The sequence below is a fragment of the Nostoc sp. genome (genome assembly GCF_036917435.1).
Lineage (GTDB): Bacteria > Cyanobacteriota > Cyanobacteriia > Cyanobacteriales > Nostocaceae > Nostoc.
Map to the genome: position 1 here is coordinate 1 of NZ_JBALDM010000012.1, position 22223 is coordinate 22223.

Consider the following 22223-nt stretch of genomic DNA (forward strand, 5'->3'; position numbering starts at 1 on the left):
GTTATTTCGGCATACCCATTTGTTATTTCGGCATACCCATTTGTTATTTCGGCATACCCATTTGTTATTTCGGCATACCCATTTGTTATTTCGGCGTGTCCATAACGCACCATACAAAACTATTAGAAGAGTTGAAACCTATACTAAGCCTACTCCGTAGCGCAAAATTGGGAGAAGGGGAGGCAATTTCAAAGTCCTTCTCTCAAGGATGGGCTATGGTGTACACACAAGTCAAATTACCCCCCTTAATCCCCCCTTTCCAAGGGGGGAAACAGGAAATCTAGTTCCCTCCCCTTTGCAAGGGGAGGGTTAGGGTGGGGTGAAACTAACGCTCAAACCCAAATGAGTAAGCTATTTCAGGCTTGTGTGTACACCGTAGCCCAAGGATGGAAAAGGGATTTAGGGTGAGGACAATTGATTCCATGCAAGAGGTATATTCAACCTATTATCTGGAATAACCCTCGACTGTTGTGTAAGAACTTCATAGCTGAACTTTGATGACATAGAGGTTTTTCTCATGCCTATCGATCTATTGAGCCGCAAAAAAACTCATTTTGTCTTGTGGCGTGTCGGTGCTTCAGAAACAGATCCTACTCTCTACATTGGCAACACGACTCCCGAAAACCCAGATAGATTAGCTAAATTTAGAGAAATTCCGCTTCATCAATCAGCAGAATTTCCAGAATTGTGGGAAGTTTCGGCTCAAGAGTCTGGTTTGACTGAAGGACAGGTTTACTTTTACTGGTTTAAAGTCCGCAACTCAGATCCCTACAGTTCTGCTAATGTTAACCAAACTCTCTACTGCACAGATCCAACAGCGACAACTATAGATCGACGCTTTCCTGCACCAACACCGTCAGACTCAGGAGGCGTTACTAGCTCCGATCCGGCGAGTGTGGTGCTTTATCAAAATGGAACGCTGATTCCCTGCGATCCTCAAGGGCAAACTGTAAATTGGGAAGGCGATGCTCCTTTAGAGACACTGCCAACTAATAATCAATTGGTGATTTACGAATTACCAACCCGATGGACAAAGATTAACTCAAATGGATTGATTGAAGAAGGAGTTGGGACATTTCGTGATGTACTGGCACTGTTGATACCAGGAGCGATCGCTCCGACTTTTCCCATGATTACCGCCTTGAATAACCGCGCTCATCTTGCGGAACTGGGAATCAATGCCCTAGAACTTCTGCCACCAGAAGACAGTGATGATAATCTCAATTGGGGCTATGGTACTGCAAATTATTTTGCCGCAGACTTTGACTTAGGCCGTCCAGATAGCCAGTCAGCACCGACTGCTTCAACTGATTTAGCTAATCTGATTAAAATCTGCCATCAGCAAGGGTTACGCTTTTTTGTGGATGTGGTGATGGCATTCTCGCGGAATAATCCTTACCATAACGTTAATTTTTTGGAATTTTACATCAAATGGGCTAGTGGCGATCCAGAACAAGGTTCAAGAGATGGCTTTGGTGGGGATTTATTTAAGTACAACTATTGGGTAGAGGGCTATAACCCCATTACTGGACAAAAATCATGGCTTGTCCCAGCCCGTGAATACTTAAAAGCCCATATTGCCCACTGGTTAGAATACTATCGGGTTGATGGTCTGCGTTTAGATAGCGTCAACAATATTGCCAACTATGACTTTTTGCAAGAATTTAAGGATTTTGCCCGCACCCTTTGGGATAAAAGAGGCGGAAGTAGCGATCGCTTTCTTGTAGTTGGCGAAGAGTTGAGTGTACCCCTATCCCTCATTAAACAAAATCGTCTAGATGGACTTTGGAATGAAAAGTTTAAGCAAATCATCCGACAAGTGATTTTAGGTAAGAATGCCTGGGATGAACCTAGCTTTGAGTGGAGTATCCGCAAACTAATTGATTGCCGAAACTTAGGCTTTACAGATGGTTCTCAGGCGGTAAATTATATAACTTCCCATGATGTTGGCGGTTATGGTAACGAGCGTTTCTTCAACTACCTGGTTAGTAATGGAATTGCTGATACTGAACCACGCATTAAGTTAGCATTTGTATCCCTGCTTACCTCTGTAGGAATTCCTATGATCCTTGCCGGAGATGAATTTGCCGATCAGCAAGATTTGCCCCCAACAGATGACCATAAACAAATTGACCCAGTTAACTACAGCCGTGTAAAAGATGATTGGCGGCAACGCATTTTCCAATACGTTGCAAGATTGGTTCGCTTGCGTAAAACTTCTGAAGCTTTAGCTGTGAATGATACTAAATTTCTTCATGTTGACTTTAATGATGGTAAACGAGTTCTAGTCTGGCAGCGTGGTAATAAAGCCGATCAATTAGTAGTTGTAGTGGCGAATTTCTCTGACTACGGCACTCCTCCTGCTTCTGAGTACAGAGTTCCGAATTGGCCTGCAACCCCAGTTGGCAATCAGTGGAAAGAAATTACTCAAGAGCGGATAGTTCCATCAGAATGGGTAGGCAGAGAAGGTATCTTTCCCTGGGAAGCGAAAGTGTACGCTCTAAGTAAGTCAGTGTGAAAATTGGAACCTATAGATCCCCGACTTCTTTGAGAAGTCGGGGATCTTGTTTCTGCGTGTTTGATTCAGGATTGCTCTATCAGCCATGTAAGTAGAGCGGCGTAAATAATTAAAGGTTTGTAGTGAGGACTTTAGTCCTCAAATGAGGGCTTTAGCCCAATACGGTTCAGTTAAGAAGAATAGTAGGTTGGGTTGAGCGGCAGCGAAACCCAACAAAGCCTTGATAATGTTGGGTTTCGTTCCTCAACCCAACCTACGCCAGTTTTAGTTTTTAGCCTTAACTGAACCGTATTGGGCTTTAGCCCTCACTACAAACTAATCTCAAGATTTTTTACATTAGTTAATCTAGTTTGATTTATTCTCGCCTACTTACTTAGATTGCAATTATTATGCAATAAACCAGCGCCCAGAGATTCTATATGTAGATATATATTGCATACCAAGGCTTTCCTTGAGTTACTACCCTAAACCCTTCTAGAATAAAAACTATTGTAGGGAAATTGTATTAATAAACATTACTTATATTCTGGGAGGTATCATGAGCCGTCCAATAATTCTTGGTATTGTCGGCGATAGCGCTGCTGGGAAAACAACACTAACGCGAGGGATCGCTCAGGCACTCGGCCCGGAAAATGTCACAATCATCTGTACAGATGATTACCACCGTTACGATCGCCAACAACGTGCAGAAATTGGCATCACTGCCCTTCACCCCGACTGCAACCACTTAGATATTATGCAGCAACACCTGTCGCTGCTACGCACAGGACAGCCAATTCTTAAGCCAGTTTACAGCCATAAAACAGGCACATTCGAGCCACCGCAGTATATCAAGCCCGGTAAATTTGTGATTATTGAGGGATTACTCGGTTATTCTACTCGTGCCGCCCGTGATTCTTACGATGTTAAAGTCTATCTTGCGCCTCCTGAAGAAGTACGTGCTAAGTGGAAAGTCAAGCGAGATACGCAAAAGCGTGGCTACACACCTGAACAAGTGCTAGCGGAACTAGAAAAGCGCGAACCAGACTCAGCCCAGTTTATCCGTCCGCAACGGCAATGGTCTGATATAGTCATTAGTTTCTATCCACCCACCGATGAAGCTGACGAAACCAATGGACACCTGAATGTCCGATTAGTACTGCGTCCGACAATTCCCCATCCAGATTTCACCGTAATTACCAATTCTAGCTATGGTAACTCTGACTCAGCCATCCGCTTGGGGCTAGACAGGGATATGTGTAAGCCTGTAGATGTCTTAGAAGTTGATGGTCATGCCACCTTAGAACAGGTGAATAAATTAGAGCATATTATTTGTTCTGATATGCCTCATCTGCGAAGTATTTGCGATCGCGAAAGTAATCCCGAACTGGGTAAAATTGCTGGTACAACTGGGGAGACATTGCAAAGTTACCCTCTTGCTCTCACCCAGCTAATTATTACCTACCACATGCTCAAAGCAACGCAAATTTATCAATAATCAGCGAGGGGTTTAATGGGTTTGCGATCGCGTGTAGTGTTGGGCTGCTGAATTGTGCGATCGCATAATTCAGCGATAGGTTATTTTTTGATTTAGAAACCCCTAAAGTAAAGGTGTGTCTACAGAAGAATTAGAGATAAAATTCTCCAAAATTAAAGATTTTCTCAAATAAAGGTGATTTTGACAGCAAACGAGGGATAACTAAGGATAGTTAGATGTATGGTGACGATTTTCTTAGTTTATGACCTATTGCCTCAGAATTGCCGACCTACCTACAAATGAGCGTCCGCGTGAGCGATTAATGACGCATGGTGCCAAAATTTTAGCTACAGCCGAGTTAATCGCAATTCTTCTAGGCACCGGTCAAGGGCCAGGAAAACTGTCTGCTGTGGGTTTGGGACAATTTATTTTAAGCGAATTAGGCAAACATCAACGCGATCCTCTGGCAGTTTTGCGAGAAGTTAGCCCCGCAGAGTTGATGCAAATTTCTGGTGTTGGCCCAGCGAAAGCGACAAGTATCTTAGCAGCAATTGAATTAGGCAAACGCGCCTTTCAATCTAGACCCAATGATGGCACATTAATTGATAGCCCACTTGCTGCTGCTGCTACCCTCAGTCAAGATTTGATGTGGCAGACACAAGAACGTTTTGCAGTCGTGCTATTAGATGTCAAAAATCGCTTGCTGGGTACACAAGTAATTACCATTGGCACAGCAACCGAAACCTTAGCCTCTCCCCGTGATATTTTTCGGGAAGTTATTCGTCAAGGCGCAACACGGGTAATAGTTGCCCACAATCACCCTTCTGGCAACCTTGAACCTAGCCAGGAAGATATAGAATTAACGCGCCAGTTGTTAGCAGGGGCGAAGCTTTTGGACATTCCGGTACTAGATCATCTAATTTTGGGTAATGGTAATCATCAGAGTTTGCGGGAAATAACAACCTTGTGGGATGAACATCCGCAAGGAGATTAATCAATATCCATCAGAACTCACGCAAAAAATAGCCCAAACCTCAATTTTCTAGTCTATCGTGTACACAAAAGTCATCAAATTACCCAAAAAAAATAAAAACCTCACCCTTTCCTATCTTTAATTCCTCTCCTTACCAAGGAGAGGGACAGGTTTTACACAGTAAAACCAGGGTGAGGTTTCTCAGTGCCTCTGAGACTTAACCGTAGATTTTCCAATAGGGGCAATTCATGAATTGCCTCTACGTATTTAGTTTTGCGTAATACCATTTATTTCTGAGGCTGCGCCAAACCCTTTTAACTTCTTTCTTTGCGTTCTTTGCGTCCTTTGCGGTTCGTTTTTCTTTCTTGTACTTCTGGTTTAGCGCATCTTCATACAGAATTGGTATATAGCGGTTCCCATTCAGATGCGGTACAAGATTAATCGCAAAGTGTAAGGGCACTGCCCTGCCCATTGGTGTCAACTTAACGTCAAACCCTTGTAAAAACTGGATGTTGAGTTCACTCACCACTCATTACGATCCGCGTTACCCCACCCTAACCCTCCCCTTATAAAGGGGAGGGAACCGGATTTTCTGTTTCCCCCCTTTATAAGGGGGGATTAAGGGGGGTAAAACGGCTGTGGGACAAAGCTTTTAGCTTAAGTTGACACCAATGGGCAGTGCCGTGCCCATATCGGTGTACCTCACTCAACCGATAACTGCTATAAGTCCTAATTTAGATGCATTTGCTCTGATGAAAATCCTGAGCATCTAAAACATATTTGTCTATCTTTACTTTATGCTTCATCTACCCAATAAAGATAATATCGTTCATCATCCACCCAGCTTCTCTTAAAATCTTTGATCGGAACAATCTTCAAATCATTGCGCTTGACATTCAGTTTTTTATTTAAAATCAGCAAAATTTTCTTTTGCTCATCTTGATTTTTGAGTAGATAATTAATTTGGCTTAATATTTCATCCTGTTCGACATCTTTACGACCTTTTTTAAATAGTGTAAAGCTTCCCATACCTTTAAGCTGGGGATAGTAAAATTTTCGATGTAAATAACCCGACAAAGGAGCCATGTTTGCATCTCTGCTAGCAACAATTAGCTCATGATTTAATCCAGAATTTTGAATATATTGTGCTGTTTCTCGGCTAGCAGAAAAGGGTACAATTAAATCTCTCGAAAAACTATAAATACCTCCCGCACACTGGATATATAGAATTAGCATTAAAACTACATGATGCCATTGGTGAACAAATGTAATTGAATTTGGACGAATAGAAAACTTGTTGAGTAAAACCGGAGACTCTTGATAATAACTTCCCAGCCAAAGAGCGGCTATTAAAACTAAATAGAAATGTCCAAAATGCCGAGGCATACCGAGAAACCTCAAGTATGTAAAGGCAAATATTACAGAGTTCCCTACAATGTAGAAAAATAAAGGAACTGGCTTTTTAGACAATTTAAGCAAAGTTAAAACTACAATAAATAGAGCAATTACCGCACAAACAATTAAATCTATCCATTTTTTATGTGCAGGAATAATTAATAAATAACTACCAAATATTCTACCTATACTTCTTAAGAAATGACGGATATCTAATTCAACTATCCAACCATTATTTAACCCGCCATGAAGATAACTATCTATCGGAGGAGTAAGAATATAAACCGATAAAAGAAAACAAAATATGATAATTAGAATACTTAAAAATAAGTCGTATTTTTGGCTTTGACTAAAATACTGCTGGCGATGTTCACTATCAAAACAAAATTCAGCTAGCAATGTCAATGATAAAGAAAATGATACAAGTAAACCATAAGCACTACTATTGGCCAGTAAACCCAATAAAATTGCCAAATATGCATAAGTTTTTTTTCTGGATGAAAAAACTGTACAGAATGTAAAAACGAACAACACACTAAAGGCATAATTTCGAGAAATTAAAAGATATTCATAAAAAGGAAAGAAACCAAAGGAAAACAGAAATTTTTGTTTATAATTAAAAGGGCTATATAGGCAAAATACAGAAACTGAAACAACTGTAATTGCTAAATGAAAGATTTGCATAATAATAGGGTTATCTACTATTTTTCTCAACATTGCCAGAGAAAAATACCAGAGAACAGGATGACCTTCATAATGAATATTTGCAATTAAATCTTCAAAAGATTTACTATCTCTGACAATCAGCCAGGGATTTAGTTCATCTCGCCACATCGAATGATTGAGAATACCTATTAAACCAAGAATAGAAAAAATAATTATAATAAACCAAGGAGAATGTAAAGGTATTTTTGAAGTATATTTAATGATGCTTTTGCTTACCATTGTTAGTTCAAAATTAAATTTGTTCGCATGAAAATTATATACATTTTTTTACTATTGCGATTAAATAAGTTTAGAATCCCAGTTAAGCTTTCGCCTTCCTATTAAGGTAACAAGACGACTATCTACGCCCAGTTCACGGAACAAAGAGGTGAGAGAAACAGGATCGGTTGCAGATAGACTGGCTGCGATGAGTAAAGCTGTAGTTAGGGAAATAGCAACAATTTGATTGAGTGCGATCGCCGGGGTAGCGATCGCTGATTCAAGCACCATAAAGATATTCCTGGTATAATTTTATATTGATTCTCATCTGACTATTTTCAGATAACATCGGCTCAACGTAAGACTTTAATTAGCAGAGAATTGGGTTAGGTTTTGGTGCTTTGCAAAGTCTACTAGAAGTAAATCGATAATGGACAGAAGAACTTTTCTTGGAAAGCGATCGCACTTATAGAAATCTTACATCTGACAGAAGTCACTACAGCCAAAGCTTTTTATCCTTCTCTTAACATACGCGCAAGGGACAAGACAGTTAAACCACTAATGTCAATCCTCCATCAGGAGTATAAAAAATGTTCAAAGTCATAGTAGTATCATCATGAAATTTGAGTGCAATTTTTAGACACATAAAAAAATCGGAGCTATACCAATGGCCACATTTACCGTTACTAATACCAATAACAGTGGTGCTGGTTCACTGCGGCAAGAAATTCTAGATGCTAATGCCCTGTCAGGAAAAGACATCATCAATTTTTGCGGAGTGTTTGATGATGGACTGGCTCATACCATCAGTTTAACTGGTGGTGGTCTGAGTATCACAGATGACATTACCATTCAAGGCATAAATCCGAACTTACTAACTATTAGTGGTAATAGTGCGTCTCGTGTTTTTGATATTACCAGTGGGGTAACAGCTACAATCAACGGGCTGACTATTACTAATAGTTACAACGCCGTAGGAGGAGGCGGTGGAATTTCTAATGAAGGTGTTCTTACCTTAAACAACAGTATCATCACTGGCAACACAGTAACCAATAACACAAGCCTCTTCTTGGGCTTGCCCGCAAGTGATGGTGGTGGCATTTTCAACACTGGCAATCTCACAGTTAACTACAGTATTATTAGTAACAACTCAGCAGGCAACGGACTGGGAGATGCAGATGGCGCTATTAGTTCAGACACAACAAGCGGCAACGGCTTTGGAGGTGGCATTTTCAACACTGGCAATCTCACAGTTAACTACAGTACTATCAGTGACAACTTAGCCGCCTATGGTGGTGGTATCTCTGTTGGCAGTGGCGGCTATCTATCTGGCACTATAACTCTGAATAACAGTTACATCAGTAGAAATACAGCGCGAGTAGGAGGTGCTATTGACAACTCCATCACTCAACAACAAGCCTATGGAGGTGGCGATACTATAATTGTGAATAATAGCCTCATCACTAATAACTATGCCAACAATGCTGGCGGTATCTATAATGCTGGTAATATAACCTTAAATAATAGTACCATTAGTTACAACACCGCAACCCTGAACGGTGGTGGCATCTACAACGTCGGTATCGATAACCCTAGCTTCAGTCGTGGTGTCCCAGGAGTTGTTGGTTATGGTAGCGTTACAGCGATCAATAGCAATATCAGTAACAATAGTGCAACAAGTGGAGGCGGCATCTACAATCGTGGCACTCTATCGGTGAGTAGCAGCAATATCTGGGACAACCATGCAAGTAACGACGGTGGTGGCATCTACAACATTAGTAATTCCGTGGCAGCCGGCTACTTAGGCTTAGTTACTGTGAGTTATAGCACCATCAGTGACAATACCGCAGATATAGCCGGCGGGGGTATCTATAATGCTCCTGACCTATACCTTGGTAAAAATTATTCAAATGGAGTAATATATAAAGGTTTAAGCATTCTTAGCGTAAGTAATAGCACTATTGCTGACAACCAAGCACACTTTGGCGCTGGTATCTACAATGGTGGCACTCTAACAGTAGAGGACAGCGCTATCAAATACAATAAAGCTTTCGGAATCGAACTCAGTTCTGGTGGTTATGAGTTTGGTGACGGTGCCGGTATTTACAATAACTCTAACTATGGCACTACCACAGTGTACTCCAATGTTATCGCTTGTAACTTTGACACTTGCCAAGAGGATTCAAATAATCCTATCCAGCCTGATGATATAGCAGGTAACTTCATCAACAACGGCTATAACTGGATTGGCGTTAATACTGCTACTACTACTGCTGGTGATGCTGCATAACCTTGCTATCTGTCAGTCGTACAAAATTCATTCTGAATTCTGACGCATGTATTCTGTTTGATAATTTATTTTTTGGAGTTCCCTAAACTTGCTAATTTGGCAGCAGTAACGTGAGAATCTATCAGTGAAGTCCAAATCGCTTTAGATTGTAATAGTGGATGTTACCGAATTAGTCAAAGTTTCAATTATTCTCTTGCTCCTTGCTACAGGTGTAGCTCTGCTATCTCGGCGGCTGCGAATCCCTTATGTGACGGGTTTAGTATTGGCAGGTTTACCAATCACTGAATTGTTATCTCGTCCGATTGGTTTAAATCCAACCCTTGTTTTGAATCTTTTCTTACCAATTCTCATCTTTGAAGCTGGCATTAATACAGATGTTAGCCGCCTACGCAGCACCTTTAAACCAATTGCCCTGCTAGCTGGGCCTGGGGCTGTGCTTTCCAGTGGGATTATTGCCGCCCTGTTAAAATTTGGGCTGGGACTGAATTGGATACCTGCATTATTTGTCGGAGTAATTCTGGCAAACACTGATACAGTTTCCATGATTGCCGTCTTCAAGGAGATACCAGTACCCTCGCGGCTTTCCACCATTGTTGAAGGAGAAACTTTATTTAATGATGCAGCTGCTCTAGTTTCCTTCAACCTGATTTTGCAAGTATATTCCACAGGTTCACTCACCTTCGTAGAGGGAATTCAACAACTGCTATTTATCTCCCTAGGAGGCTGCCTGGTAGGGTTAGTCTTGGGCTACTTGAGCATACCTATATTCGCCCGTTTAGATGATGCCCTTAGCAGCTTGTTACTGACAGTTGCAGTTGCTTTAGGAACTTTTCAGGTTGGGCAATTTCTTGGTGTATCGGGTGCTGTGGCTGTAGTTGTCGCAGGATTAATTTTTGGGAATTTAGGGCTTTCTCGCAATACTTCTGCTTCTAGTCGCATCACCTTATTAAGTTTCTGGGAATATGCCAGTTTTACTGTTAACACCTTTATTTTTCTGCTGATTGGTGTAGAAATAAACTTGGTAACGCTGTGGAGAACTTTACCTGCAATTCTATTTGCAGTTTTGGCTTATCAAGTTGGGCGGGTTCTGACAGTCTATCCGTTGCTAGCAGGAATTCGTTGGATTGACCGTCCAATTCCGTTGCGCTGGCAACATTTACTCTTTTTCGGTAACATCAAAGGTTCGCTCTCTATGGCTCTGGCGTTGAGTTTACCTGCAACATTGCCAGGGCGAGATGTCCTCATCGCTTTAGTTTTCGGTAGTGTACTGATATCGTTAGTTGGACAGGGTTTAAGTTTGCCTTGGGTGGTAAAACGCTTAAAATTATCTAATTTTTCCGAAGTTCAACAGCAGGTTGAAGAATTGCAAGCCCAGTTGATGACGGGTAAGGCAGCACAAGATGAATTAGATAGTTTGTTGAAATCAGGGGTGTTACCAAAAGCCGTTTATGAAGAGATGCGTTCTGGTTATCAAGTGCGAATTGCCGGTGCAGAAAAGATACTGCGGGAACTTTATAATCGTCGTTCTGATAATGTGGAAGGCGAAAGTGGTAAGAGTAGTAAACTTGATGCCATTCGCCGCCGTTTACTCTTGGCAGAAAAAGGAGCGCTCAATGAGGCGATGCGGAAGCGCATTCTCTCAGAAGAAATTGTGCGCGGACGGATACAAATTCTTGATGAACAATTGCTGAAATTAGATGATGATTAAGTAGTTTTTGGGTATGGGACATACGGGATAGAAAAAGATATTTTTATTCGCTCGTGTGCCCATTCAGACATGGAGATTAAGGTCGAATTCATTAAATTTTGTTTGTAGGTAGAGACTATGAGCAACGCAAATATCGTAATATGAACATACTTCAAAAACTACTTATTATAATTCTGGTTGTTCTTCTTTGTATTTCTCTTATAGTCTGCTATTGGGGTGGCAATATTTTTCCCTTACTACTTGGTGAGAAAATCTGGCTTCATAAAAACCCTGATGTAATGGAAAAAGAAATTCTATACACATTACCTGTCGGCAGCTCCGTTGATAAAGCTAAAGTAATAATGAAACAAAATGGCTTTAAATGTGAAGAGGTTCAAAACGGAGTGTATTACAGATATAGAGATATTAGAATAGATTACAGCAAAGGTACTAAACATAGCCACGTAAATTTTCTAGACTGTAAAATTAATAGACCTTCCCTAATTAACACGGAATACTGGTGGACACAGATTGAGTATAAAGATGAAAGTGTTACACATATTTCTGTGTCATATCGTAATGTAGGAATTTAATTTGTCTAGTTAGTCGTACCTGAAAAATAGAAACGTATTTTTATTTTAAAGGCGATCGCTTATCATCATTTTGACTTTTAATCACTCTACCAGGACTGATAAAAGAAATTCCTTGTTGGAAGTCAGTACCAATCATGACTGCTTCCACTATAGGTTGAGATATATTTGTTTGAGCTACCCACTCGACAATGAAGTTTGCGCCCAAACCTCCACTGGTATCATTTCTATTTATAAAAAAATCTGTAGAAGCTAGGGCATCAAGTTGAATAGGACGCTCTAAGTATTGTTTAACTAATTTCCCCTCTGAGTTATAGTAGCGCACAGCAGTAATAACGATCGGATTGGTCATATCTGTATTCCGAACACTGAGTGTAACTGCTAACTCGAAAATCTCCTGTTTATTGTGATGATAGATATGGGAATAGACAGGGACATAAACAGTTTGACCGCTTGCTATCTTAAAATTTTTATCTAGCGTTACTACTTTTTGAACTGGGGTTGCTTGAATTGCATCAGGTTGTGACTTGGGTGGAATATTTGTTGATTGACAAGATGCAAGAAAAATAACAGCGATCGCTAAAATATATAGATACGGTTTCATCAAAACTATTTACACCCATTTTTTATACATTTGTAGCTAATCCCACCTAATAAAGTGTTTCGGTAGGGATTGCGCTCAACATCTTTGTTCAATAAAATCAATGACTTGATGTAAAGATCCTGGTTTAGTCACAATCAACACTGTTGAATGAGGTTCCAGTATTGTACTGCCGTTAGGAATCATCAAATCTTCATGGGGATGGGATTGATAGCCAATAATTAGCGAACCACTAGGAAATCGGGCATCCTGAGCGATTTCGGCAACGCTACGCCCAGCGACATAGCAATTATTTGGGATGGCAAGTTTCAAAACCTCAATCTGTCCTTGCTCAAAATGCATCATTGATTCCACTTGGGGATACTCAATGGCATTCACCATTGTTGAAACTGATAGTTCAACAGTACTGATGATATGATTGGCTCCAGCTATCCGCAATGGTTCGGCAAAATCGGGGTGGCGCATCCGACTCAAAATATGGGTGACACCATAGTGTTTAGCAAGAGTTACCATTGCTAAGTTTAAGGCATCACTTCTGAGCACAGCTGCCAAGGAACCAGCTTTGCGAATCCCAGCTTCTAACAATACTTCTGTACTTACAGCACTGCCTTCAAAAGCCATTGCTCCAACTTGTTCGCGGGCGTATCGACAAGCGATAGGATCGATGTCAATTACGGCAACAGTATGCCCTAGTTCTACCAGTTTTTGGGCTAAACTTAAGCCCACTAAGCCGGCTCCACCTATAAGTACGTACATGGTTGTTATTGATGCTCTCTTCTAGTTCCTATTCCACTTTACAAGTTAGCAAGTAGGGGCGTACAACTGTCATTGGTGTCAACTTTACGTGAAATCCTTGTGAAAAAACGATCTTGAGTTCACTCACTTACCATCATCGCGTCACCCCACCCCGGCTTTGCTGACGCAAAACCTCCCCTAAGCTACCGAATTACCCCTTATAAAGGGGGGAAACCGGAAAATCCAGTTCCCTCCCCTTTATAAGGCTATCCATTATAAACATCTTTCTTAACAGAAAAGTTGACAGGGGGCAGAAAATATGTAGTTGGTATAAGAAAGGGGACATCTACCAAAGTCAGCACATGGAACAATGGATCACAAAAGAACTAGAAAGAACAGAATTAGGAGATATCAGAAGAACCAAACGGTTAATCAAAATCGTAGAAAATTTAAGTGCAAAACCAGAAGCGAGTATTCCACAAGCGAGTGGGACATGGGCGGCCACTAAAGCCACCTATGACTTTTGGGACTCACCATACATCAACCCATCGATGATTAGACAAGGACATCGGGATGCGACAGTAGAGCGAATCAGCAAGCAAGGAGTAGTCTTAGCAATACAAGACACTACCGAACTAAACTACACTAGCCACAAAGCCCTATCGGGAACAGGATATCTCGATAGTTCTTATGCCCAAGGATTAAAAGTCCACTCAGTCCTGACAGTCTCCCCACAAGGAATACCATTAGGGATAATTGAGCAACTAGTATGGGCGAGGAAGGAAGAAGAATTAGGAAAGGCCGAACAAAGAAAACAAAAATCAACTCAGGAAAAAGAAAGTCAAAGATGGCTGGATGCCTTAAAACTAACAGAGTCAATTATCCCAGAATCAGTACAAGTAGTCACAATTGCCGACCGAGAAGCCGATATTTATGATTTATTTGCTTGTCCACGTCTATCGCTGGTTGATTGAACGCTATCATTATGTTTTAAAAAGTGGTTGTGGCATCGAGAAATTACAACTCGAAACAGCGCACAGATTAGAAAAGGCTTTGGCTACCTACAGCATTGTTGCTTGGCGTTTGCTGTGGCTAACTTACTTAGCCCGTTGTTCGCCTGAAGCTAGTTGTGAAGAGGTTTTAGCACCGCACGAGTGGCAAGTCCTTTATAGCGCCATTCATCATCAACTTTACCCTCATACATCACCACCTACTCTGGCTGAAGTTGTGAATTGGATTGCTCGACTGGGTGGGTTTTTAGGTCGCAAACATGATGCCTCTCCGGGTGTGAAAGTTCTCTGGCTTGGCTTGACTCGATTACATGATCTCGTTGAAGGTTGGCAACTTTGTCAGTCTCTCTATCATTGATTCTTGCCTCATCTTGAGTCAATTTTTTGGGTGTGAGTGCTTCGATTCCTCTGATGAGCTGTTCACACCTAAGTTGTCATGAACTCATTCGACTTTTTGCTGTTTTTTTGATTCTCATCTTAATTTTCCCCATCATTGCTGATTTTTTCTCTTCATCTTCTAATACACAACTCCTGACTCCTGTCAACTTTTCTGTTAAGAAAGATGTTTATAATGGATAGCCTTATAAAGGGGGATCAAAACGATACGGAATAAGGTTATCAGACTTGTGTGTACACCGTAGCCTTACTAAGGAGAGGGATTGAGGGTGAGGTTTGATCTTAATATTTAATTACGCCTACCTAATTACAACCCAAAAAGCCTTATTATCCCTTGTCTCTTACCTATCTACACAGGTACTAAGGAACTTTCTCCCGATAGCCCACAGTCGTTTTTCATACTGGGCGGTTAATATTAGGGGGTAAATTATATGAAAATACGCAAGGCAATTCTCTTAATTACTTTATTTTTTCCAGGTTTGGCTGTGGTGGGAGTATCACTTTATTGGTTTAACCTGGATTATGTAGCACTGATCAAAGCTGAAAATTATGTGACAAACCTGGTGGAGGTAGGAAAAGTTAATGATAGACAGTTAGAGTATGCCTATCATCGCACCTATATTCATCGGATCAATGTATTTGCTGATGGGACTTGGGGATTATTAGGAGGAGTAATAGTAGCGCTAGGCATACATGGGTTAGTCACGGTTAGGGATTGTAAACGAACCACAGAGGCGCAGAGAAGCCAGTGCGTTGCGGGGGTGGAGGAGTTTGTAGCACCTGGCGCAACACAGAGTGAGGAAAAATAGAGAAGATTTTTGCCTCAATTTTGGGATATTTTTTTATCTTAAAGAAAATTGTGTGAAATCTGCTAAAGTTTCAGTTAACTCAGCACAGGCTAAACACCCCGCTACCGCTAACAGGACTTAGGGCTGATGCAGAACAGGCAAGAAAAAATTTCGCAAGTAATAGTGACTGCTGGGCAGATGCACGATATTGAAGATCGGATCTTTGCAGCAGGAATGCCTGTAGTAGCTTTGATGGAAAAGGTGGCGGGATTAATTGCCCGTCGCATTCAAGAGATTCTCCTTAAAAAGGGCGATGTTGCTTCAAACACTCTCTTAAAAAGGGGGGGATCTCGTGTTGGAATTCTTGTTGGCCCCGGTCATAATGGTGGAGATGCTTTAGTAGTAGCGCGTGAGTTACACTTTCGCGGATATGAAGTTTGGATTTATTCTCCTTTCTCTAAGCTGAAAGAATTAACTTCGCATCACTTACAGTATGCCCAGAGTTTGGGCATTCACATTTATCAAACAATTGAGCAACTACCTGATTCTGATTTGTTGATTGATGGGTTGTTTGGGTTTGGTTTAGAAAGAAATCTTACCGATTCTATTGCCTCTGCAATTAATCAGTTAAATGAATTGTCTGTGCCGATTTATAGTATCGATTTACCTTCAGGTTTACACACCGACACTGGCGTTGTCTTAGGAACTGCTATTCGCGCCACTCATACTTTTTGCTTGGGTTTATGGAAACTAGCTTTTTTCCAAGATCGGGCGCTGGAATTTATTGGCAAAGCTGAGTTAATCGATTTTGATATTCCTTTCGCTGATGTAGAAGCTGTTCTCAAAGATGCACCCAGAATTAGGCGTATTACACCAGTAATGGCACTCGCTACTTTACCCTTACCTCGCCCATCAGTTACCCACAAATATAAGGAAGGGCATTTACTGCTGATTTGCGGTTCGCGGCGCTATGCAGGTGGAGCAATTTTAACTGGTTTGGGTGCTAGGGCTAGTGGTGTCGGGATGCTTTCCATTGCCGTACCCGAATCGCTGAAATCTATTTTGGTGTCACACTTGCCAGAAGCGCTAATTGTCGGTTGTCCAGAGACGGAAACTGGAGCGATTGCTCAGTTACAATTACCAGAAAACACCGATTTGAGTTCTTTCAATGCGATCGCTTGTGGCCCCGGTTTAACACGAGATACGACTCCCGTTGTTCAAGAAGTCATAGCAAGCGATCGCCCTTTGATTCTCGATGCCGATGGTTTAAATATCTTGGCACTTATGGGAGCGATCGCCACGTTAAAAAAACGTCTTGCTGTAACTATACTCACACCCCACGCTGGCGAATTCCAGCGATTGTTTCCTGATGTCGCTGATGCCAAAGATGACAGGATCAAAGCAGTACAGGAAGCAGCCGTACTAAGTGGGGCTGTAGTGTTGTTGAAAGGGGCGAGAACTGCGATCGCAAACCCTCAAGGTGATGTTTGGAGTATTCCTGAAAGTACACCCGCCTTGGCACGCGGCGGTAGCGGTGACGTGCTAACTGGGCTATTGGGTGGATTGTTGGCGCAAGCAGAAACTAAACAGATTCCTGTAGAAGATATTGTGGCAACTGCCGCTTGGTGGCATTCCCAAGCTGGTATAATAGCAGCCCAAGAGCGTACTGAATTGGGTGTAGATGCGTTTACATTGACACAATATTTGATGAAAGCCCTAAGTAATTGATTGCATTTTTCCTTGATAAAAAAGTGCGATCGCATCTACTGTTGTATCACCCATCATACTACTAGAAAAAATGGTCGGGTAAGAAATTATTTACTGTTCGGTCAAATTAATGTTGTTAAGTTACTCAGCAGGTGTAGTTCTCACCTCCAGGCTGTGTTAGATATTGTGACGCGAAACAGGAGCATAGATACGTTGCAAAAGCTTTCTTCAGAATCTCCTCTCTTTATTGTGTTAATCATTATTAGTTTTTTAGTAGTAACTTTCTCAACTTGGTTATCATCTAAACCATTTGTTTTAAAACCATTTGGGGTTAATGATATTATCCAATTACTCACATTACTATTATTTATTTCTTTATTACTAGAGCGCTCTTTAGAAGTTTTTATAACTACTTGGCGAGGCCCATTTGTCGAACAATTAGATATTAGTATTCAGCAAGAAAAGGCTCTACTCTCTGAAAAAATAAGACTTATGGAAGTTCAACAGCAACAATCCCCTTCTTTAGAATCAACTCAAATCAGTGGACTACCGCCCGAGGGAATGAGTTTAGAACAGCAAATCATCCAAAATTTTACCCAAAACCAACAAGAATCATTAAAAATATTTCAGCCCCAAATGGATGATTTAAATCAAAAAGAACGCCAAAAAGCAGCTTATAAATCTGATACACGAATAATTGCTCTATGGACATCCCTTTTATTCGGTCTTTTAATGAGTGCAATCGGTATTCGCTCAATTGAACCACTTGTAATTGTTGATTTAGATAATCCAATTCAAGTAATTATTTTTCGTTGTTTAGATGCATTGCTAACAGGAGGTTTAATTGCAGGAGGTAGTGAAGGAATTCATAAGCTTATCAAAGTTTTTCTCGACTTTATGGAAGCTACATCTAGACAAATTAAAAGTTAAAAGTTATGGCAATTTGTTTTCATTTATGAATTTCCTTCCGTAGCCCGGATTTCTCACAAGCAGTAAAAAATCAATTTACATAACCTGATGTGAAACATTTTTTGATACATCATCAATTGAAATTTAGGCGGAGAGGTAAAATAAGTATGAAACCGCAGTTATCAAGATAAAATAATCACTATATTTTTATTAGTAATGAAATCGAAATGCTCTGTTCATAACAATTTTTCATTACAAAACCAGACTTGCATAAAACCAAGCCCAAAGTATCATTAATTAGAGATTCAGGAAATGCATCTTGACTTGACATTAAGCGGTATTCGGGAGTATTTTTAAGCATCTGTAAGCCGCAGCGAAAATATGTTTGTATGGACTTGAGCGTGTAATTGCAATTAAAATTCGCCTTGCGCTTACAGTAATCAATGCTCCTAACTTCAATAATTTGGTACGAATAGTCCCAACTTGAGCATTTTGTAATTCTGTTTTAGCCAAACATCTTTGTCGCAATGCATTCATCAAAACGTAAGCTATGGAAGAGAACCATAAACGTAATTGATTTCCTGCAAATGTATGGGTACTAGTTCTATCACTAAAAAGTTCAAGTTGTTGCTCCTTAAAGCGATTTTCCATCTCCCCACGCTTACAGTATTTTTGTGTGTATAGTTGAGCAGGAGGTACTTTTTTAGTAGTTAGTGAAGTCACCACAAAACGAATATTAGTCCCCTTTACTCCATACTCAACTTTAGAAACAACACGACGACTACAACTCCAAGATTCACGGGTTTGGTAGTCTAAAGATTTATACCAAATTGAGTTATTAATCAAGTTAGAGACAACTTCAGGAAGTTTTTCTTCTGGCTTAAATACAGTTTATAAAAATGAAACTACTGTTGATAATTTCTGCTCATACTCAAACTTTGCTCTATTTTTAGTATTGGTAGTCATCTGAATTAAACGACTGTTTTGCGCCAATCCAAAAACGTAATCAACTCCGGTCTGTGACTCACACCATGTCATGATATTGTCTCTGGAATAGGCACTATCTCCTCGTACTAAAATCTCGACATTCTGCCATTCTTTACGTATTTGTTTAATGACTCTCTGCAACTCTTCTAACGCCTCAAATGCTGGATCTACATTAGAAGGGCGGAGTTTGGCGGCTAATAAGTGTTTTCCACAAAATATATAAAGTGGAGCATAGCAGTATCCTGAGTAATAAGTATTGAAGAAAACTTGCTCCTGGTTCCCATGTACTAAATCATCCGTTACATCTAAGTCTAAAATAATTTGTCGTGGTTCTTTGGAGTAAGATTCTAGAAATATTTTCAAAAATAGACTTTCAATTTCTGATGGAGAATGCCCGATTTTATGATAACGACTGTCTGCTCCTTGCTCTACGTCTTCAGGACAATGTTCAAGACGATTTAATGTACTTTTCCCTGCTAAAATGACTGGCTTATTTTCTATACCAATTCTTTTTCCTAATGCTATAGCAAACATCGGGTCATGACGTAATTCTTCGTGGTCATTCAGGTCTTCATATCCCATGATTAACCCATATATCCGTTGTGCAATTAAGCCTTCTATTGGATGCAACATTCGGTTTCTTTGACGGTAATCTTGGAAACATAGAGCTAATCGTGATGTTATTTGCAATTTTCGGTCTAGTTCCGCAATTAAGCCTAACCCAGCATCGGATGTTACCTGTCCCCCAGTGAAATTTACTACGATTGGAGGTGATTTTGGCTGTTCAAATTTGAACTGTTTTGGTATCGTTCCCGTTGCTGGTTGAATCATCCCTTAAAACTGCTGAAATGCTTACTATATAAACATTTTAACAGTTTTTATCCCCATTTTTTACGAGTTGGTGAGAAATCCGGGGTAGATAGTCCACAGAATAAGTAAGTGGTTCAAATTAAATTCTAACTTTAGGTTGTGCGCTAGCTCTGGAAGCCTGTCATTGCGAGGAGGAACGACGAAGCAATCGCTTTAACTCACGGGATTATGTGATTACTTCGCTCCTTATCACTGCGCTCGTAATGACAATTTAAGAGGTCTATCTTGAAACGCTTGCAGATACCACTTGTGTGTACAGCGTAGTCTTACTAAGGAGAGGGACAGGTTTTACGTAGTAAAACCAGGGTGAGGTTTCTGGCATCACCGTGCCAAAACGGTAAAATTGTATGCTAAGGCTGAAAAGCTTGCCTAGCAAGCATCTTAGCCACTGATTCTTTACCCTTCACCATTGAGCGGCTGATTACCCTTATTTTGTTGTTGCAGAGTAGTATTAGTACTCTGCAACAACTGGAAAAACATTAGACTTGTCTTGGATGAAGAGTAGAGATGTGCCCTTTACTGAAAACAACGTATTTTCACGGCGTTAGGTTAGTCTCAATTCCTTAGCGTACAATTTTCCCAAATTGGCACGGTGATGCCTCTTTCAAACATTGCCTAGTTTGGCTCATTTTAGGCAATGTTATGAGCGCAACTGAGTGGAAGAAAAGGGTTTTAGCCTTCCTTGATAAGAGCCTTCAGCTTCTGTTTTCGGCAATATTTTATAAGTTGGGATAGATAAGAGCGAAGCGTTCACTAGGCTGAAAGCCAAACTAGGTATACTTTTATCTCATATAGACAAAGGCGATCGCGTTGAATTTGTTACAAAAACTTTAGATGGTGATAAATTTTGCGCGTATCTTGTCTTTACCCCAAGTTGGCATCGTTCAGGATGGCACACAGGTTAGCAACTCCTCCACTTGAATTGATTAGCGCAGGCATGACTGTATAGGAGTGCTGGTTTAGGAGAGGCAGCGGAAATGGAGTGGGAGTCCGGGATCAGAATGCTGTCAATAAATTTATTACAGAAGTGCGGAAATTGTTTTGATTTTCTTGTAGTTATATAATTTACTAATTAATAAATGAACTATATAGCATCTATCAAAAGATAGATTTTTATCATCTCTGTAAAACTTTAATCATCTTTCATGTAAAGATGTTTTGTGTGAGTATATGAACACCACCTAAGTTTTCTCATACTTATACAGCAGATTGCGATTCAAAGTAAGCTCTAGAACATTATATATACTGATGCGAATAGCAAGCAGGGGTAGAGCATAGTTCAGATTTGGCACAGTGATGCCAATTATAAATAATCTATATATAGCTCAACAAAAAAGCACCCAAAAAATTTTGTAAGTTTGCATAAAATTTCTTTTTCATATCAATATACAAATAGAGTGTGAACAGCGACTAGTATGTCCAACTTAGTTAGATCCCAAAATAATTATTTTAAAACTCTTATTTATCAAGAAGAGTTAGACCACATCGCTGGATGGGTTCAAGAATATCCTGACTTAGAAACAGGTGGAGACTTGTTTGGTTTTTGGACTCATTCAGGTTTTCCAGTAGTTCAATTTGTTCTTGGTCCTGGAAAAACTAGCAGACATAATTCTACTAGCTTTTACCAGGAGAAAGAACATCTAATCAAAGCTGGAGAAATTCTCAGAAGTCAACATGGTCTTCAGCATATCGGAGAATGGCACTCTCATCATCAACTGGGTTTAGCACAGCCTAGTGGTGGTGATGAACAGACTGTTTTTAATGCATTAAGGCGATACAACTTTCCTAAATTCTTGCTATGTATTGCTAATTTGCGTCCAGAGGGAGAAGGTGGCTGGAAAACAAACTACAAAGTTCATGTTGGCTGTTTTTTATTTACTCCTTCATTTTCCCATTATCAAACAGGAGCTTGGGTAGTTTTACCTGGTCACAGCCCAATTCGTAAAGGCTTAGAATTCAGTGCATATCAAAGTTTATTTAAAACCATAAGCAATAAAAATTGGAATGTTAAGGAAACAACTCTAGAAGAACAGCAATTAGTTTCTACTGAACCGATTGAAATATCAAAGGATATATGGTATTCGACACCGATAGGTAAAGCTTTATTAAAAGAAATTTTTGATGGACTGAAAAGCCGTTATGAAAACTTTGAAATGTTCCGTACACAATGTGAAGAGATTTATTTTACATTTGCAAAAAAAAGAAATGATGGGAATATTGATCAATGGCGGCTTGAACTGCCAAATAACTTCCCTAAATGTTCAGCACGTATTAAGGTCAATCATCGTGAAACTTCTGAGATAAAAGACTGGCGTAGTGATTGTCAGCAATTGAAACAGATTGAAGATTGTATACAAAGATATTACGACGGCTATTGGAGGCCATAA

The 22223-nt window shown here is 40.3% G+C and carries 13 protein-coding genes and 3 pseudogenes; 11 read left to right on the forward strand and 5 right to left on the reverse strand.

The genetic code is table 11. The features are described from left to right. The first annotated feature begins 517 nt into the window (after positions 1-517). From V7K98_RS04670 to radC, 3 genes are all read left to right on the forward strand, one after another. Positions 518-2518 carry an alpha-amylase family glycosyl hydrolase gene (locus tag V7K98_RS04670; RefSeq protein WP_335019663.1) on the forward strand — a complete coding sequence of 667 codons (2001 nt, stop codon included), beginning with the start codon at positions 518-520 and terminating at the stop codon, positions 2516-2518. Positions 2519-3056: 538 nt separating this feature from the next. Further along, positions 3057-3995 (forward strand): phosphoribulokinase, encoded by a 939-nt coding sequence (locus V7K98_RS04675; RefSeq protein WP_335019664.1) that lies wholly within the window; start codon positions 3057-3059, stop codon positions 3993-3995. Between the two features lie 241 nt (positions 3996-4236). Continuing rightward, on the forward strand, positions 4237-4968 hold the full coding sequence (gene radC / locus V7K98_RS04680; RefSeq protein ID WP_335019665.1) for a RadC family protein: 732 nt from the start codon (positions 4237-4239) through the stop codon (positions 4966-4968). Between the two features lie 774 nt (positions 4969-5742). Here radC and V7K98_RS04685 read toward each other — a convergent pair. Then, the gene (locus V7K98_RS04685; protein ID WP_335019666.1) at positions 5743-7287 is read right to left on the reverse strand and encodes a hypothetical protein; all 1545 of its coding nucleotides are present in this window, start codon (positions 7285-7287) and stop codon (positions 5743-5745) included. 83 nt (positions 7288-7370) lie between these two features. Beyond that, positions 7371-7542, reverse strand: a pseudogene (locus V7K98_RS04690) (cation:proton antiporter domain-containing protein); the annotation flags it as partial. Positions 7543-7933: 391 nt separating this feature from the next. Between V7K98_RS04690 and V7K98_RS04695 the strand changes: the two are divergent. The 3 genes from V7K98_RS04695 (at position 7934) to V7K98_RS04705 (ending at position 11836) form a co-directional block, all read left to right on the forward strand. Beyond that, entirely contained in the window at positions 7934-9556 is a 1623-nt protein-coding gene (locus V7K98_RS04695; protein ID WP_335019667.1) for a beta strand repeat-containing protein, read from the forward strand. A 154-nt stretch (positions 9557-9710) separates the two neighbouring features. Continuing rightward, positions 9711-11264: a cation:proton antiporter gene (locus tag V7K98_RS04700; RefSeq protein ID WP_335019668.1), complete on the forward strand. Its 1554-nt coding sequence runs from the start codon at positions 9711-9713 to the stop codon at positions 11262-11264. Between the two features lie 140 nt (positions 11265-11404). Beyond that, complete coding sequence (locus tag V7K98_RS04705) at positions 11405-11836, forward strand: hypothetical protein (protein ID WP_335019669.1); 432 nt, start codon at positions 11405-11407, stop codon at positions 11834-11836. 40 nt (positions 11837-11876) lie between these two features. On the opposite strand, the gene V7K98_RS04710 is transcribed toward V7K98_RS04705, so the two are convergent. Together V7K98_RS04710 and V7K98_RS04715 are read right to left on the reverse strand one after the other, a co-directional pair. Then, positions 11877-12437, reverse strand: coding sequence for a DUF3124 domain-containing protein (locus V7K98_RS04710; protein ID WP_335019670.1), 561 nt, complete (start codon positions 12435-12437; stop codon positions 11877-11879). 75 nt (positions 12438-12512) lie between these two features. Continuing rightward, on the reverse strand, positions 12513-13190 hold the full coding sequence (locus V7K98_RS04715) for a potassium channel family protein (RefSeq protein ID WP_114084009.1): 678 nt from the start codon (positions 13188-13190) through the stop codon (positions 12513-12515). Positions 13191-13531: 341 nt separating this feature from the next. Here V7K98_RS04715 and V7K98_RS04720 point away from each other — a divergent pair. The 4 genes and pseudogenes from V7K98_RS04720 (at position 13532) to V7K98_RS04735 (ending at position 18000) form a co-directional block, all read left to right on the forward strand. Beyond that, positions 13532-14537: pseudogene (locus tag V7K98_RS04720) on the forward strand (IS4 family transposase). Between the two features lie 469 nt (positions 14538-15006). Continuing rightward, positions 15007-15384 carry a hypothetical protein gene (locus V7K98_RS04725; protein WP_335019671.1) on the forward strand — a complete coding sequence of 126 codons (378 nt, stop codon included), beginning with the start codon at positions 15007-15009 and terminating at the stop codon, positions 15382-15384. Positions 15385-15510: 126 nt separating this feature from the next. After that, the gene (locus V7K98_RS04730) at positions 15511-17091 is read left to right on the forward strand and encodes an NAD(P)H-hydrate dehydratase (RefSeq protein WP_335019672.1); all 1581 of its coding nucleotides are present in this window, start codon (positions 15511-15513) and stop codon (positions 17089-17091) included. A 192-nt stretch (positions 17092-17283) separates the two neighbouring features. Further along, a complete protein-coding gene (locus V7K98_RS04735; protein WP_335019673.1) occupies positions 17284-18000 on the forward strand; it encodes a hypothetical protein in 717 nt (238 codons plus the stop codon). A gap of 309 nt (positions 18001-18309) precedes the next feature. Here V7K98_RS04735 and V7K98_RS04740 read toward each other — a convergent pair. Beyond that, positions 18310-19797: pseudogene (locus V7K98_RS04740) on the reverse strand (IS1380 family transposase). Positions 19798-21251: 1454 nt separating this feature from the next. Between V7K98_RS04740 and V7K98_RS04745 the strand changes: the two are divergent. Beyond that, the gene (locus V7K98_RS04745; RefSeq protein WP_335019674.1) at positions 21252-22223 is read left to right on the forward strand and encodes a hypothetical protein; all 972 of its coding nucleotides are present in this window, start codon (positions 21252-21254) and stop codon (positions 22221-22223) included.

Excerpts from the sequence above, each read along its gene's own strand:
- V7K98_RS04670 (WP_335019663.1), top strand. The coding sequence starts at position 518 with ATGCCTATCGATCTATTGAGCCGCAAAAAAACTCATTTTGTCTTGTGG.
- V7K98_RS04675 (WP_335019664.1), top strand. The coding sequence starts at position 3,057 with ATGAGCCGTCCAATAATTCTTGGTATTGTCGGCGATAGCGCTGCTGGG.
- radC (WP_335019665.1), top strand. The coding sequence starts at position 4,237 with ATGACCTATTGCCTCAGAATTGCCGACCTACCTACAAATGAGCGTCCG.
- V7K98_RS04685 (WP_335019666.1), bottom strand. The coding sequence starts at position 7,287 with ATGGTAAGCAAAAGCATCATTAAATATACTTCAAAAATACCTTTACAT.
- V7K98_RS04695 (WP_335019667.1), top strand. The coding sequence starts at position 7,934 with ATGGCCACATTTACCGTTACTAATACCAATAACAGTGGTGCTGGTTCA.
- V7K98_RS04705 (WP_335019669.1), top strand. The coding sequence starts at position 11,405 with ATGAACATACTTCAAAAACTACTTATTATAATTCTGGTTGTTCTTCTT.
- V7K98_RS04710 (WP_335019670.1), bottom strand. The coding sequence starts at position 12,437 with ATGAAACCGTATCTATATATTTTAGCGATCGCTGTTATTTTTCTTGCA.
- V7K98_RS04715 (WP_114084009.1), bottom strand. The coding sequence starts at position 13,190 with ATGTACGTACTTATAGGTGGAGCCGGCTTAGTGGGCTTAAGTTTAGCC.
- V7K98_RS04725 (WP_335019671.1), top strand. The coding sequence starts at position 15,007 with ATGAAAATACGCAAGGCAATTCTCTTAATTACTTTATTTTTTCCAGGT.
- V7K98_RS04730 (WP_335019672.1), top strand. The coding sequence starts at position 15,511 with ATGCAGAACAGGCAAGAAAAAATTTCGCAAGTAATAGTGACTGCTGGG.
- V7K98_RS04745 (WP_335019674.1), top strand. The coding sequence starts at position 21,252 with ATGTCCAACTTAGTTAGATCCCAAAATAATTATTTTAAAACTCTTATT.